This window comes from Citrobacter sp. MNAZ 1397, from assembly GCF_023613995.1.
Classification (GTDB): Bacteria; Pseudomonadota; Gammaproteobacteria; order Enterobacterales; family Enterobacteriaceae; genus Phytobacter; species Phytobacter ursingii.
In genome coordinates, this window is record NZ_JAKIVH010000001.1 from 2,623,750 (window position 1) to 2,636,856 (window position 13,107).

General features: G+C 57.2%; 11 protein-coding genes. 5 read left to right on the forward strand and 6 right to left on the reverse strand.

Annotated features, from left to right (window positions below):
- The first annotated feature begins 194 nt into the window (after positions 1-194).
- Positions 195-1,124, forward strand: coding sequence for a LysR family transcriptional regulator (locus L2097_RS12350; protein WP_250352901.1), 930 nt, complete (start codon positions 195-197; stop codon positions 1,122-1,124).
- On the opposite strand, the gene L2097_RS12355 is transcribed toward L2097_RS12350, so the two are convergent.
- Positions 1,121-1,999, reverse strand: coding sequence for a LysR family transcriptional regulator (locus L2097_RS12355; RefSeq protein ID WP_047371311.1), 879 nt, complete (start codon positions 1,997-1,999; stop codon positions 1,121-1,123). The two genes, L2097_RS12350 and L2097_RS12355, sit on opposite strands and share 4 nt — an antisense overlap.
- A 110-nt stretch (positions 2,000-2,109) precedes the next feature.
- On the opposite strand from L2097_RS12355, the gene L2097_RS12360 reads away from it, so the two are divergent.
- Positions 2,110-2,760 carry a DsbA family protein gene (locus tag L2097_RS12360; RefSeq protein ID WP_250352902.1) on the forward strand — a complete coding sequence of 217 codons (651 nt, stop codon included), beginning with the start codon at positions 2,110-2,112 and terminating at the stop codon, positions 2,758-2,760.
- An 8-nt stretch (positions 2,761-2,768) separates the two neighbouring features.
- The gene (locus tag L2097_RS12365; RefSeq protein WP_085007601.1) at positions 2,769-3,620 is read left to right on the forward strand and encodes a Vmh family MBL fold metallo-hydrolase; all 852 of its coding nucleotides are present in this window, start codon (positions 2,769-2,771) and stop codon (positions 3,618-3,620) included.
- Positions 3,621-3,756: 136 nt separating this feature from the next.
- Here L2097_RS12365 and mtnA read toward each other — a convergent pair whose 3' ends face one another.
- Complete coding sequence (mtnA, locus tag L2097_RS12370) at positions 3,757-4,776, reverse strand: S-methyl-5-thioribose-1-phosphate isomerase (protein WP_047371314.1); 1,020 nt, start codon at positions 4,774-4,776, stop codon at positions 3,757-3,759.
- A 106-nt stretch (positions 4,777-4,882) separates the two neighbouring features.
- Here mtnA and mtnK point away from each other — a divergent pair, with 106 nt between their 5' ends.
- Complete coding sequence (mtnK, locus tag L2097_RS12375; RefSeq protein ID WP_250352903.1) at positions 4,883-6,082, forward strand: S-methyl-5-thioribose kinase; 1,200 nt, start codon at positions 4,883-4,885, stop codon at positions 6,080-6,082.
- Positions 6,083-6,849: 767 nt separating this feature from the next.
- On the opposite strand, the gene L2097_RS12380 is transcribed toward mtnK, so the two are convergent.
- The 4 genes from L2097_RS12380 to L2097_RS12395 form a co-directional block, all read right to left on the reverse strand.
- Entirely contained in the window at positions 6,850-8,094 is a 1,245-nt protein-coding gene (locus L2097_RS12380) for an LVIVD repeat-containing protein (protein ID WP_142519251.1), read from the reverse strand.
- Between the two features lie 185 nt (positions 8,095-8,279).
- A complete protein-coding gene (locus L2097_RS12385) occupies positions 8,280-9,344 on the reverse strand; it encodes a sugar ABC transporter substrate-binding protein (protein ID WP_047371317.1) in 1,065 nt (354 codons plus the stop codon).
- 18 nt (positions 9,345-9,362) lie between these two features.
- Positions 9,363-10,358 (reverse strand): ABC transporter permease, encoded by a 996-nt coding sequence (locus L2097_RS12390; RefSeq protein ID WP_047371318.1) that lies wholly within the window; start codon positions 10,356-10,358, stop codon positions 9,363-9,365.
- Positions 10,355-11,857, reverse strand: coding sequence for a sugar ABC transporter ATP-binding protein (locus L2097_RS12395; protein WP_250352904.1), 1,503 nt, complete (start codon positions 11,855-11,857; stop codon positions 10,355-10,357). The genes L2097_RS12390 and L2097_RS12395 overlap by 4 nt, the downstream gene beginning before the upstream one ends.
- 160 nt (positions 11,858-12,017) lie before the next feature.
- On the opposite strand from L2097_RS12395, the gene L2097_RS12400 reads away from it, so the two are divergent.
- Complete coding sequence (locus L2097_RS12400; protein WP_250352905.1) at positions 12,018-13,106, forward strand: oxidoreductase; 1,089 nt, start codon at positions 12,018-12,020, stop codon at positions 13,104-13,106.
- The last annotated feature ends 1 nt before the right edge of the window (position 13,107 follow it).

The window sequence follows — 13,107 nt, forward strand, 5'->3', positions numbered from 1 at the left end:
AATATCGAGCCGCAGTTGCGTGGCTGCGACGCGAATTATTCAGGGTGCATTTGCTGCCGATGGCGCAAAGAGATGTTGTCTTTTTGTTCTAAACCAGAACCGAGCATTGCCACAATAATAATAATTGCAATTTGGTGTTGCCTTTTTGATAAGGGTACACTGCACAATCACAGGGCGTCGCAGAGGATTCATCTATGTTGAGTAACGAACTACGCTACTTTTTTGCGGTAGCCACCACCGGCTCGCTTAGCACCGCCAGCGAGCAGCTTTACGTGGCAGGTTCCGCCATCAGTCGGCAAATTCATAAGCTGGAAACCCGGCTGGGCGTGACGCTCTTTGAACGGCATTCGCGCGGTATGGTTTTAACCGATGCCGGGCAGATTCTGGCTAACCATGTACGCAAAAACATGCGCGATATGGAATTTGCGATGGCCGAAATTCAGGGTCTAAAAGCCGTGCGCAAAGCCCTGGTGCGTATAGCCTGTACCGAGGGGATGGCGTTTGATCTGTTGCCGGGCGTACTGGCGCGTTTTCGCCAGCAACACCCGGCGGTGAGTTTTGATTTACAGGTCGGCACGGCGATGCAGGTGGCGGAGTGGATCCGGCGCAATGATTGTGATGTTGCGTTCCAGTTCAGCCTCGCGCCTGAACGGGACGTGGAAATTATCGCCGCCTGGACCGCCCCAGTGCTGTTGCTGCTGGCGAACGAGCATCCCCTGGTAACGCAGCCGGGTGTGGCGATGGAGGATTTGCACCACTATCCGCTGGTTCTTCCGGAGGCAGGTACCACGTTGCGCCAGCTTTTTGATCTCTCCTGTCGCATGGCGGGCACCTTTCTGGAACCCGCGTTCAGCAGCAATAATTTTGCTGCCCTGTACGGTTTTACCCGCCATACGCCTGATGCCCTGACTGTGTGCAGCCATTTCAGCGTACTGTGGCGCGCAAAACAGGATGGCATGACGCTTAAAACGATCAATAACTCCTCGCTAAGCCAGCGTACTCTGCAGATTCAGGTGCCGGGGAGCAAACATCGCCCGGCGGCGGTCAATACCTTTCTCGACCTCACCGCCCGGGAGCTGGACAAAGAACATAAGCAGTGGATGGCGGAACTGACCCAGGCTTAAGCGGCAAGATGCTGCTTAACTGCATCGAGAAACAGGCCGAGCGCCGCATGCTGATGATCGCGGGATTGATATAGCCCATAAATGCCCAGTGGCTGCGGCTCCAGTTGCGGCAATACGCTGACCAGCCGTCCACTCTCCAGCCCGGCGCGCGCCTCAATTTCCGGCACCAGCGCCAGCCCCACATCCGCCATCGCCATGTCGCAAAGCAGAGACGATATCCCGGCGCTGAAATTACCATTGACCGCGATGGCGACAGTGCCCTTCTGCGGATCGCGAAACGACCATGATTGCCCTGAAAAACGGCTGTAATGCAGACAATTGTGCCGGGCGAGATCGTCAGGGGTTTCAGGCTGCCCGGCCTTCGCAAGGTAGCCTGGCGAGGCACACAATACCGAACGGCATTCCCCCAGCGCGCGGGCAATCACCCCAGGTTCGGGAGCATTGGTAATCCGTATCGCCAGATCAATACGCTCGCCCACCAGGCTGACTGGCTGATTGTTGATGTCCACTTCAATACGCAGCGCCGGATAGCGTGCCAGAAAGGACGGGATAACCGGCCCCAACAGGTGGGTTGCCGTAAAGTGGGCGCAGGCAATACGCAGCGTGCCCGACGGCGTCAGGCGCGTGGCGTCACCTTCAATGTCTTGCGACAGCAAAGCCAGTTGACGCGTTTTCTCGAGGATTTTCTCCCCGGCGGGGGTCAATGTGAGTCGCCGTGTCGAGCGGTGAATTAAGCGCGCTCCGGCCCATTTTTCCATTTCATCCAGATAACGGCTGACCATTGGTCGTGAGATACCCAGCGAACGTGCCGCCGCGCTCAGACTGCCCAGTTCGCAAATCCGGTTGAAGGATACTGCCGCCATGATCCTGTCCATTCCCTCTCCATCTGATCGTTTTATGAAACACAGCATGAATTGTTTCAGGAATAGTAGCAGAAGCTGTAATCCGTAGAATGGAAACCACTGACTCTCAGGAGGACTACATAATGGGATTTCAACCCGGCCTTTACTGGATAATCGATCCGCTTTGCGGCTGGAGCTATGGCGCACTGCCTTTGCTCAACCGCGTGGCGCAGGATTTCACGCAACAGCATATTTTACCCGGTGGGTTATTTATCGGCACCCAGCGCAGAAAACTCGACGCCGACTGGCTATCGCATGTTCATGAGCATGATGCGCGTATCGCCGCGCTAACCGGCATGACCTTCGGCAGCGATTACCGCACACAGTTACTGACCAATAGCGAGATTATGCTGGACTCTCTCCCGGCCAGCCGCGGACTTCTGGCTGCACAACGCTTTGCCGCTCCCGGTAGCGATCTTCTGTTTCTGAATGCGGTCCAGCGCGCCTGGTATGAACATGGGCAGGACATTACCCGCGCCGATGTGGTCGACGATGTGCTCAGCAAATCCGTTGAGCCGGGCATCAGGCTGGGGCAAATCCCGGAAAATGAAGCGCTGGATGCCATTCAGCATGGGCGAATGCTGATGGGACAAACAGGCGGTCAGGGCTTTCCCACCGCCGTATTTATCAATAAAGGCGGGCAGTACACGCTCTTGCCTGTCTCGCGCTATTACGGGCAACCAGAGATATTTTTCACGCTGGTGAGTCCCCTTCTCTCTTCACTTAGCCGTTAAGGAATGCCATGAACGCAAAATCCGTCACTCTGTTACTGTCGCTGGCTGCCGTCCCCGCGTTTGCCGCGCCGCTGCAACTGGATGTCTACAACCCGCAGGAGAAAGGTATTTTCCCGGTCTCTTCAACGCTGGTCTCCGGGCCGAAAGAGGCTGTGCTCTTTGACGCACAGTTCAGCGTTAAAGATGGCGAAGAACTGGTGAAGCTCATCAAAGCGCGTGGCAAAGCGTTAAAAGAGATTGTGATCACCTCCGGCGACCCGGATTTTTATTTTGGTCTCGAACCGCTGGTGAAAGCCTTCCCACAGGCAAAAGTGGTGGCGTCTAAAGCGGTGGTTGACCATATCAACGCAACAAAAGAGGCCAAACTGGCCTTCTGGGGGCCGCAGATGAAAGAGGGCGCGCCAACGAAACTTATTGTTCCCCAGGTGACCACCGCCACGCGTTTTACCGTTGACGGCGAGCCGCTGGAGCTGAAACACACGGGCGATTATGCCGCCTATGTCTGGATCCCGGCGAACAAGGCCATTTTAGGTGGCACCGGCATTGCCTCAGGGATCCATGTCTGGACGGCAGACACGCAGACCCCGGCTATTCGCAAACAATGGATGGCGGTTCTGAGCGAGATGCAGGCGCTGAAACCGCAGCAGGTAATTCCCGGCCACTACCTGGGCGAGCGTCCGGCAGGCGATGGGGCGATTACGTTTACCCATGATTACCTCAATACCTTTGAACAGACGCTGGCATCTAAAAAGGGTTCTGCGGCAGTGATTGAGGCCATGAAAGCGGCATATCCAAAACTGGCGGATGAGAGTTCACTGGAGTTGAGCGCGAAAGTGAATACCGGCGAGATGAAGTGGTAACGGCTTAGTCAGACGCGGTGAACAACAAACATCCCGGCTGGCGCTGCGCTGAGCCGGGCTACGTTTTCGGACGGTAGCCCGCATCAGGTGTTTACGCCGCCATCCGGGAGAACGCGGATGAAGGTCAAAGACCGCCTCAGCGGGCAAAAAACCCGCCACTCACCTGCTCCGGTGTCACCACGCCGCTATCCAGTACCCAGCCGCTAATAAGCGATGCCGGCGTCACGTCAAAGGCCGGGTTATAGACCTGCGCATTTTCTGGCGCCCACTGCACCGCGCCAAAGCTCCCGGCTACGCCCGTCACCTCCGCAGCCGCACGCTGTTCAATAGGAATCGCCTCCCCGTTCGGGCAGTTCGGGTCAAGCGTGGTTTGCGGCGCTGCAACATAAAACGGAATGCCGTGGAATTTCGCCAGTACGGCCAGAGAATAGGTGCCGATTTTATTCGCCACATCGCCATTCGCCGCAATACGATCCGCGCCCACCCAAATCGCATCTACCTGCCCTTTGGCCATCAGGCTGGCGGCCATGGAATCGGTAATCAGCTGATAAGGCACGCCCAGTTCGCCCAGCTCCCATGCCGTCAAGCGTCCGCCCTGCAACAATGGACGCGTCTCATCCACCCAGACATTCGTCACCTTGCCCTGCTGGTGAGCCAGCGCAATAACACCCAGCGCGGTGCCGACACCGGCTGTCGCCAGCCCACCGGTGTTACAGTGCGTTAACAAGCGGCTGCCCGGTTTGACCAGCGTGCTGCCTGCCTGCGCGATACTGTCGCACAACGCTTTGTCTTCTTCGATCAGGCGCAGGGCCTCTGCCAGCAGCGCCGATACGTAATCTTCTTGCGCCAGCGCCAGCTTCATTCGGTCGAGGTTATTCATCAGGTTGACTGCCGTCGGACGCGAGGCGCGCAGCGTCTCCAGCGACCGCGCCAGCGTGTCGCGGTCTTCGCCATTCTCAGCGAGCAAGGCCAGCAGCAGGCTGGCAGACAGGCCAATCAACGGCGCGCCCCGCACGCGCAACGCATGAATGTGTTCCACCAGCAAAGGCACCGAATCCGCTGGCAGCCAGCGCTTTTCCTGTGGCAGCGCCTGTTGGTCAAGAATAAAGAGTTGATTATCAATAACCCGCAGGCTGGTGGTCTGTAATGTCTGCATAGCGTTAAATCCCTGTTGCGTTGTTGTATCGTATTGTGTCAGGATGAAATCCAGATGTATAGACGTCTGAATGGCTTTATTAGCATAAGAACATGAGGAACTGGCAATGTCGCAATACCGTACCTTCAACGCCCGGGATGCTGTGGCGTATGCACAACAATTTGGTGGTCTGGACGCGCCGTCCGAACTGGTTGAAGCGCAGGAGGTCGGCGACGGTAACCTGAACCTGGTGTTTAAGATTTTTGATACCCAGGGCATCAGCCGTATTATCGTTAAACAGGCGCTGCCCTACGTGCGTTGCGTTGGGGAGTCCTGGCCGCTGACGCTCGATCGCGCACGTCTGGAAGCACAAACCCTGGTGGAACACTATAAATATGCCCCGCAGCACACGGTCAATATTCTGCATTACGATCCGGAGCTGGCGGTAATGGTGATGGAGGATCTCTCTGACCACCGAATCTGGCGCAGTGAGCTGATTAAAAACCGTTACTACCCGCAGGCAGCACGCCAGTTGGGTGAGTATCTGGCGCAAACGTTATTTCATACCAGCGATTTTTATTTGCATCCGCACGCGAAAAAAGCCCAGGTCGCGCAGTTTATTAATCCGGAAATGTGCGAGATCACCGAAGATTTGTTCTTTAACGATCCCTATCAGATTCATGAACGTAATAACTACCCGGCGGCGCTGGAAGCCGACGTTGATGCCCTGCGTCAGGACACCCAATTAAAGCTTGCGGTCGCCTCTCTCAAGCACAGCTTCTTCTCTCATGCCGAAGCGCTACTGCACGGCGATATTCACAGCGGGTCGATTTTCGTCGCCGAAGGCAGCCTGAAAGCCATTGACGCCGAGTTCGGCTACTTTGGCCCGATGGGCTTTGATATCGGTACAGCCATGGGTAACTTGCTGCTTAACTACTGCGGCCTGCCGGGCCATCTTGGCATTCGCGACGCGGCGGCGGCGCGTGAGCAGCGTCTGATTGATATTCAGGAGCTATGGTCAACGTTCGCCGAACGTTTCCAGACTCTGGCCCGTGAAAAGACCCGCGATGCCGCCCTGAGCGTACCGGGCTATGCGTCTGAGTTTCTCAAAAAAGTATGGACGGATGCAGTCGGCTTCTGCGGTACTGAGTTGATTCGCCGCAGCGTAGGCTTGTCGCATGTCGCGGATATCGACACCATCGCCGATGAAGAGATGCGCCATGAATGCCTGCGTCATGCCATTGCGCTCGGCAAGGTGCTGATTGTGATCGCTCCGCGCATTGACAGCGTCGATGAGCTGATTGCCCGGGTGCGTCAGTATAGTTAAGTGCGGTCTGGTGCCCTCACCCCGGCCCTCTCCCACGGGGAGAGGGGGAAAAGCAGTAAAGCGGACACCAGGAGTGTTCCCTCTCCCACCGGGAGAAGGAGAAAAGCGGTAAAGCGGGCACCGGGAGTGTTCCCTCTCCCACCGGGAGAAGGAGAAAAGCGGTAAAGCGGGCACCAGGAGTGTTCCCTCTCCCACCGTGAGAAGGAGAAAAGCGGTAAAGCGGGCACCGGGAGTGTTCCCTCTCCCTCAGGGGTGAAGAATCCCCACCGATCGATCCCCTCTCCCTGAGGGAGAGGGCCAGGGTGAGGGGGAAAATGCGGCTCTGGTGGTCATTCCGTTCACCGTATGTTCTGTGCTTTTCTCTCGCGACAGAACCGGTGAACGTGACAGGGGGGCTCATCGCACCCCCCTGGCGATCCGGGCTCCCGGCCACGAAAATCGCCGCTGGCGCGCCATTATTCGCCCCATCCCTGGGGCTCACCCCTACGGGGCTAGCGCAAGCGCTATTCAAAATTGCTCCCGGCACTTTTGTCGTCTTATGTCGTCTGACTTTCTGGTCGGGGACTAGCCTGCGTCCTTGCAGGCTATCCCCTCCGCCCGCGTCCGTGCGGGCGGCCCCGGTCAGCCGTCAACGCCTCATCGATTTTCAGCCGGACCCTGTCATCGCTGTCACTGTTTCATTCTCATTACGCAGTGTTATCGCTGTAAAACGTAATATGACCGGGGATTCCTCCACCCTCTGGGAGAGAGCCAGGGCGAGGGTGGCTTCACCCCAGATACTCAATCACCGACAACCCGCCGTTGTAATCCGTGCTGTAAATAATCCCCTGCGCATCCACAAACACATCGCAGGACTGAATCACCTGGGGGCGGCCCGGGCGCGTATCCATCATTTTCGCCGGTGCGGCAGGCACCAGCGCGCCGGTTTCCACCGGACGATACGGATTGGAAATATCATAGGCACGCACACCGGCGTTCTGATAAGTGGCAAAAATCAGCGTCGAGCTGATAAAGCTCCCCGGACGGTTTTCGTGCAGGTTATGCGGCCCGAAGTGCGCCCCTTTCGCCACGTAGTCAATCTCATCCGGCTGCGGGAAAGTGGCAATACTGACCGGGTTTGACGGCTCGCGAATATCAAACAGCCAAATCAGCTTCTCACCGTCTTCCTGGTTATCCAGCACCGCTTCATCCAGCACCACCAGCAGGTCACGATCCGGCAACGGCAGTGCGGTATGGGTGCCGCCGCCAAACGGCGGGCTCCAGTTACGGTGGCTAATCAGCTTCGGTTGGGTGCGGTCTTTCACATCCAGCAGAGTTAAACCACCATCGCGCCAGCTGCCATAGGCGGTATCGCCCGCAATAATCGCGTGGTGCAGCGCATACCGTTTCCCCGCTTCCCAGTCCGGCGTTTCGCCAGCCGCCTGGTTCATCCCCGGCAGCCACCAGCGCCCCGCCACTTCAGGATTACGGGGATCGGCCAGATCGATAGTCAGGAAAATGTAATCGGTAAAACCGTCAATCAGCGCGGAGACATAGGCCCAGCGGCCACCGACATACCAGATGCGGTGAATGCCGATGCCGCTCAGTGACAGGAAGCTGATTTCACGCGGTTTGTCCGGTACGGAGATATCAAAAATGCGCAGCCCGGCGCTCCAGCCTTTATCCAGCACGTCACTGACCGTCTCACCCACCGGGCGGGTGTAATAGACTTTTTCATCAGCAAAGCGGGCATCAGCGAAGAGGTCGCGGGCGTTGATCACCAGCAGGAGGTCGTCATGCGCCTGCAAATGCACGTTCCAGGTACCGGGAGGCGCCGGAACATAACCTGCGGGTTTAGGGTTTTTGGGGTCACGCACGTCGACGATGGAGAAGCCCTGGGAGACCATATGGCCGATGTACGCAAAGCCACGGTGCACCATCAGTTGGACGCCGTCCGGGCGTCCGCCCTGGTCGCTATGACCAATCAGCCGCATATTGCGACTGTATTCCGGGCGTGGAAGTTCAGTTGCCATGGATGTTCCTTTTTAAGCAGGGGTGCGGTGTGTTGCCCTCACCCCGACCCTCTCCCACAGGGAGAGGGAGAAAACGTGTTTGCACCTTCCCAAAGGAGAGGGAGAAAAACGTGTTCGCACCTCCCCAGAGGAGAGGGAAAAAAGCGAGCCGCCCTCCCACCTGGGGAGAGTGAGAAAAGCATCCGTTACTTATTTTTAGCTTCCAGCGTCGCGAACCACGGGGCGATAAAATCTTCGGTCTGGCCCCAGCCTGGGATGATTTTCGCCAGTGACGCCACGTTCACCGCACCCGGCTGGGCCGCCAGCAACGCCTGCGGAATGGCAGCTGCTTTAAAGTCGTAGGTCGCAGGTGTCTGTTCGCCAGCAATCTTGTTGGCAACCAGACGCACGTTAGTCGCGCCAATCAGCTTCGGATCCACCGCCACGCTCACTTTCCATGGGCTGTTGGACTCGCGCATCAGTTGCAAATCCTGGTTAGACACGTCGATGCTATAGAGTTTGATCTCCGTACGACCGTTCTCTTTCAGCGCTTTGTAAGCCCCCTGGCTAAAGGCATCCCAGGTGCCCCAGATAGCATCAATCTGCCCTTTCGGGTATTTCGCCAGCACTGCGCCCACTTTGTTGGCGGTATCGCCCTGCACGTCGGAAGAGACCGCACCGATGGACTCCAGCTCTTTAATGCCCGGATACTCTTTCAGCAGCTCAGTATAAGCCGCCTGGCGACGCTCCATCGGCGGGAAACCGGCAACCCACAGTTTGATAATGTTGGCTTTGCCGTTGAAATCTTTTGCCAGTGCGCCAAAGGAGAGTTTGGTCAGGGAGGCGTCATCCTGCTGGGTAACGGTTACGCCCGGAATTTCACCGTTCACGGCGGTATCGAACACCGACACTTTGATCCCGGCATCGACCGCTTTTTTAATCAGCGCAGTCGAGTACGGGTCACGCCCCTGAGAAAGGATAATGCCATCATATTTTTGGGTAATAGCCTGGTTCACAAAATCCTGAAACTTAGCGTCATCGCCATTACTCAGGAAGGTACTGATTTTAAACCCGAGTTTTTTGCCTTCCTGCAACGCGCCGGAAACAAACTGGGTGGTGTTGTCATCAGATCCGAGGTTACGAATTAGCGCGATGCGAATCGGACCACTGTGATTAGCAATGGCGTCCGGAACCGGTGCAGGCGTAGCCGCATAACCCGGCAGCGCGCTCAGTAATCCCAGCGTCAGTAAAGAGAGTGCTATCTTTTTCATCTGTTATCCCCTGAATAATTAACGACGCTGGAAGTAAGTCAACGCAAGGGCACCGGCCAGCACCAGCCCCTTAATAATGTCCATGGCGTAATACGGAACGGAGAGCATCACCAGTCCGTTGGAGAGCACGCCGAGAATCACTGCCCCCACCAGCGTACCGAGCGCATTCGGCTTACCGGAACCCGCCAGCGAGAAACCAATCCACGCCGCCGCGACCGCATCCATGAGGTAGCCGCCGCCCGCGTTCACCTGCGAAGAGCCGATGCGCGAGGCCAGCAAAATGCCACCTAACCCTGCCAACAAAGAAGCAATGACATAGGCCGCCACTTTGTAGCGAGTGGTACGAATACCGGATAAGCGCGCCGCTTCCGGGTTACCGCCAATGGCGTACATACGGCGACCATGGGTAGTCAGCGACAAACCAAGCTGTGCCACGACCGTGACCACCAGCATGATGATGACGATGGTCGGCACCTGGCCCAGCAGGCTGAAGGCGGCAGGGATGGTTCCTTCGGCCATATCACCGCTCGGCAACACCATGTTTTCGGTGATCGAGCCGCCGTAGCTGTAGGTCATCGCCACCCCCTGAATCACAAACAGGCTGCCGAGGGTCGCCAGCATGTCCGGAATACGCAACACCACAATCAGGAAAGCGTTAAACAGTCCCACCAGCGTACACAGCGCCAGTGTCACCAGAATCGCTTCGGTGGTGCCAAAGCCATGCCAGACAAACAGTGAAATGACCAGCGCGTTCGCCAGTGAAGCGGTTGACCCGACGGAGAGATCAAAACCGCCAATGGTCAGCGAAATGGATACGCCAACCCCAATCACCGTAACGATGGCGATGGAACGTAAAATGTTGATGATGTTGAACGGGTCGAGGAAGTTATCCGATGCCAGACCAAAGATGACCACCAGCGCGACGACCGTCAGCAGCATGCCCCATTTATAAAGAAAATCGAAAAACTGCTGACGGGATGACACCGCAGCCTTAACTGAAAGGGCTTTGCTCACGCTGCCGTTCCTCCGGTGGAAAAATAAAGTAACGTCTCTTCGCGGGCCTCCTCGCCCTTCACTTCTGCGACAATGCGCCCGTCCCAGAGCACACAAATGCGGTCGCACAGGCCTACCAGTTCGGAAAACTCCCCGGAGGCATAAATCACGCCTTTCCCTTCCCGCGCCAGCCCGTCAATCAACTGGAACAGATCGGTTTTGGCTTTCACGTCGACCCCTTTGGTCGGCTCGTCAAAAATCACCACGTTGGCGTTACCGCGCAGCCATTTGCCAATCGCCACTTTCTGCTGGTTACCGCCGGAAAGACGACGCAAGGTTTGCCCCGGCCCGGTTGTGCGCACGCCGACGCGGGCAATCACCTCCTGCGCCCAGCGCCAGGCCTTGCGATGACCGAACAGGCTCCAGCGAGAGAACGAGTTGTCCGCGCTGACCGACAGATTCATGGCGATAGGCTCTTCAATGAAGATGCCCTCTTTGCGCCGCTCTTCCGGCACCAGCGCCAGCCCGCGAATCACGGAATCCGCCGGATCACGGGGTCGCCACGGCTGGTTGTTAAGTTCGCCGCGTGTCGCTTTACTTTTGCTCGCGCCAAACAGCGCCTTGCACAGTTCGGTTTTTCCCGCCCCGGCAAGACCGGCGATGCCCAGAATTTCCCCTTTGCGCAGGCGCAGAGAGATGTCTTTTAGCAATTGCTCGTCATGCAGGCCATCGATGCTCAACAGAACCTCATCGCTGTGCGGCGGGCGCTTAGGCGGGTAGATGTCGCTCAGTTCATGGCCGAGCATCTTCTCGACGATTTGCTCGCCGCTGAGTTCCGCCATCGGGCCAGACTCAATTAACTTACCGTCACGCAACACGGTCAGGGTGTCACATATCGCTTTCAGCTCATGAATACGGTGAGAGATAAACACCACGCCGATACCCTGTTGTTGCAGGCGTCGCACCACGGTAAACAGGCGTTCGCTCTCGTGTTGATCGAGGGGAGCGGTGGGTTCATCGAGGATCAAAAAGCGGCAGTGATGCGACAACGCGCGCGCCAGCAGAATTTGCTGTTTCTCCGCCAGCGTACAGGTATCGATAGAACGGCGCACATCCAGCGACACGTCCAGTTGTGCCAGCGCGTCCTGGGCGAGCTTGCGCATTTCACCCCAGCGCCAGGCGTGCCCCGTTTCCGCCAGTCTGTCGAGCATGATATTTTCCGCAATCGATAAGCCGGGGATCAGCGCCACGTCCACTTCCTGCTGTACCAGGTGAATGCCTAGCTGTTTGGCGTCACGCGGGGTGCGGATGGCAACGGGCTGACGATTAATGACAATTTCGCCCTCGTAATGATCATGAGTGCCGCACAATACCGCCATCAGGGTCGATTTTCCTGCACCGTTAGCGCCCGTAAGCGCATGCACGGAACCGCCACGCAGAGTGAAATCGACATGCGACAATGCGCTAAATCCGCCAAACGCGAGGCTGATAGTGCGCATTTCGAGGTGGTGAGTACTCATCCGACGCGAGTTCCTGATAAATAAGTTTATTTGACGAATTTTTCACAGGCCGCCTTGACTGGCAACGACAGAAAAGGCATAAGATAAAGCAAAATAATATTAGCCATCCGGATGTCCAGACATAACATCGGGTTAGCGATAGCACACAAGGACACAACCCATGAGCAACACTAATATTCGCGTCGTCACTGGCCCGGCTAACTATTTCTCTCACGCAGGAAGCCTTACGCATCTCCATGATTTTTATACGGCAGAGCAACTTTCCCGTGCGGTGTGGATTTACGGCGAACGCGCCATTGAAGGGGCTCGCCCGTTCCTGCCGGAGGGCTTTAACGCACCTGGCGCGAAGCATCTGTTGTTCAAAGGCCATTGCAGCGAGCGCGACGTGGCAGAGCTGGCCGAACTGGCGGGCGATGATCGTGCGGTGGTGATTGGCGTGGGCGGCGGCGCCCTTCTGGATACAGCCAAAGCGGTGGCGCGTCGTTTAGCTTTGCCTGTCGTTGCCATTCCGACCATTGCAGCGACCTGCGCGGCCTGGACACCGCTCTCCGTCTGGTACAACGACGCTGGTCAGGCGCTGCATTTTGAAATTTTTGACGATGCCAATTTCCTGGTGCTGGTCGAGCCGCAGATCATTCTTAATGCTCCTGCGCAATACCTGCTGGCGGGGATCGGCGATACGCTGGCGAAATGGTATGAAGCGGTCGTACTGGCGCCCGAACCGGAAAACCTGCCGCTGACGGTACGTCTGGGAATTAACAACGCGCAGGCGATTCGCGATGTCCTGCTCGCCAGCAGCGAAGAGGCGCTGGCGGATCAGGCGCGTGGCGAAGTCACGCAGACGTTTCGTGACGTGGTGGATGCGATTATCGCCGGTGGCGGCATGGTGGGCGGTCTCGGCGAGCGCTATACCCGCGTTGCCGCAGCACACGCGGTGCATAACGGTCTGACGGTGTTGCCGCAAACGGAGAAATTCCTCCATGGGACGAAAGTGGCCTACGGCATTCTGGTGCAAAGCGCCCTGCTCGGTCAGGATGACGTGCTGGCGCAACTGGTCAATGCGTACCAGCGCTTTAATCTGCCCACCACGCTGGCGGCGCTTGATGTGGACATCAACAACCATGCCGAGCTGGACCGTGTGATTGCCCACACCTTGCGCCCGGTGGAGTCCATTCACTATCTCCCAGGCGAACTAAGCCCGACCACGCTGCGCGCAGCGTTCGAAAAGGTCGAGCATTTTACCCGCTAAG

Bases quoted from the DNA above. Each gene is read 5' to 3' on its own strand.
- L2097_RS12350 (WP_250352901.1), top strand. From the start codon at position 195: ATGTTGAGTAACGAACTACGCTACTTTTTTGCGGTAGCCACCACCGGC.
- L2097_RS12355 (WP_047371311.1), bottom strand. From the start codon at position 1,999: ATGGACAGGATCATGGCGGCAGTATCCTTCAACCGGATTTGCGAACTG.
- L2097_RS12360 (WP_250352902.1), top strand. From the start codon at position 2,110: ATGGGATTTCAACCCGGCCTTTACTGGATAATCGATCCGCTTTGCGGC.
- L2097_RS12365 (WP_085007601.1), top strand. From the start codon at position 2,769: ATGAACGCAAAATCCGTCACTCTGTTACTGTCGCTGGCTGCCGTCCCC.
- mtnA (WP_047371314.1), bottom strand. From the start codon at position 4,776: ATGCAGACATTACAGACCACCAGCCTGCGGGTTATTGATAATCAACTC.
- mtnK (WP_250352903.1), top strand. From the start codon at position 4,883: ATGTCGCAATACCGTACCTTCAACGCCCGGGATGCTGTGGCGTATGCA.
- L2097_RS12380 (WP_142519251.1), bottom strand. From the start codon at position 8,094: ATGGCAACTGAACTTCCACGCCCGGAATACAGTCGCAATATGCGGCTG.
- L2097_RS12385 (WP_047371317.1), bottom strand. From the start codon at position 9,344: ATGAAAAAGATAGCACTCTCTTTACTGACGCTGGGATTACTGAGCGCG.
- L2097_RS12395 (WP_250352904.1), bottom strand. From the start codon at position 11,857: ATGAGTACTCACCACCTCGAAATGCGCACTATCAGCCTCGCGTTTGGC.
- L2097_RS12400 (WP_250352905.1), top strand. From the start codon at position 12,018: ATGAGCAACACTAATATTCGCGTCGTCACTGGCCCGGCTAACTATTTC.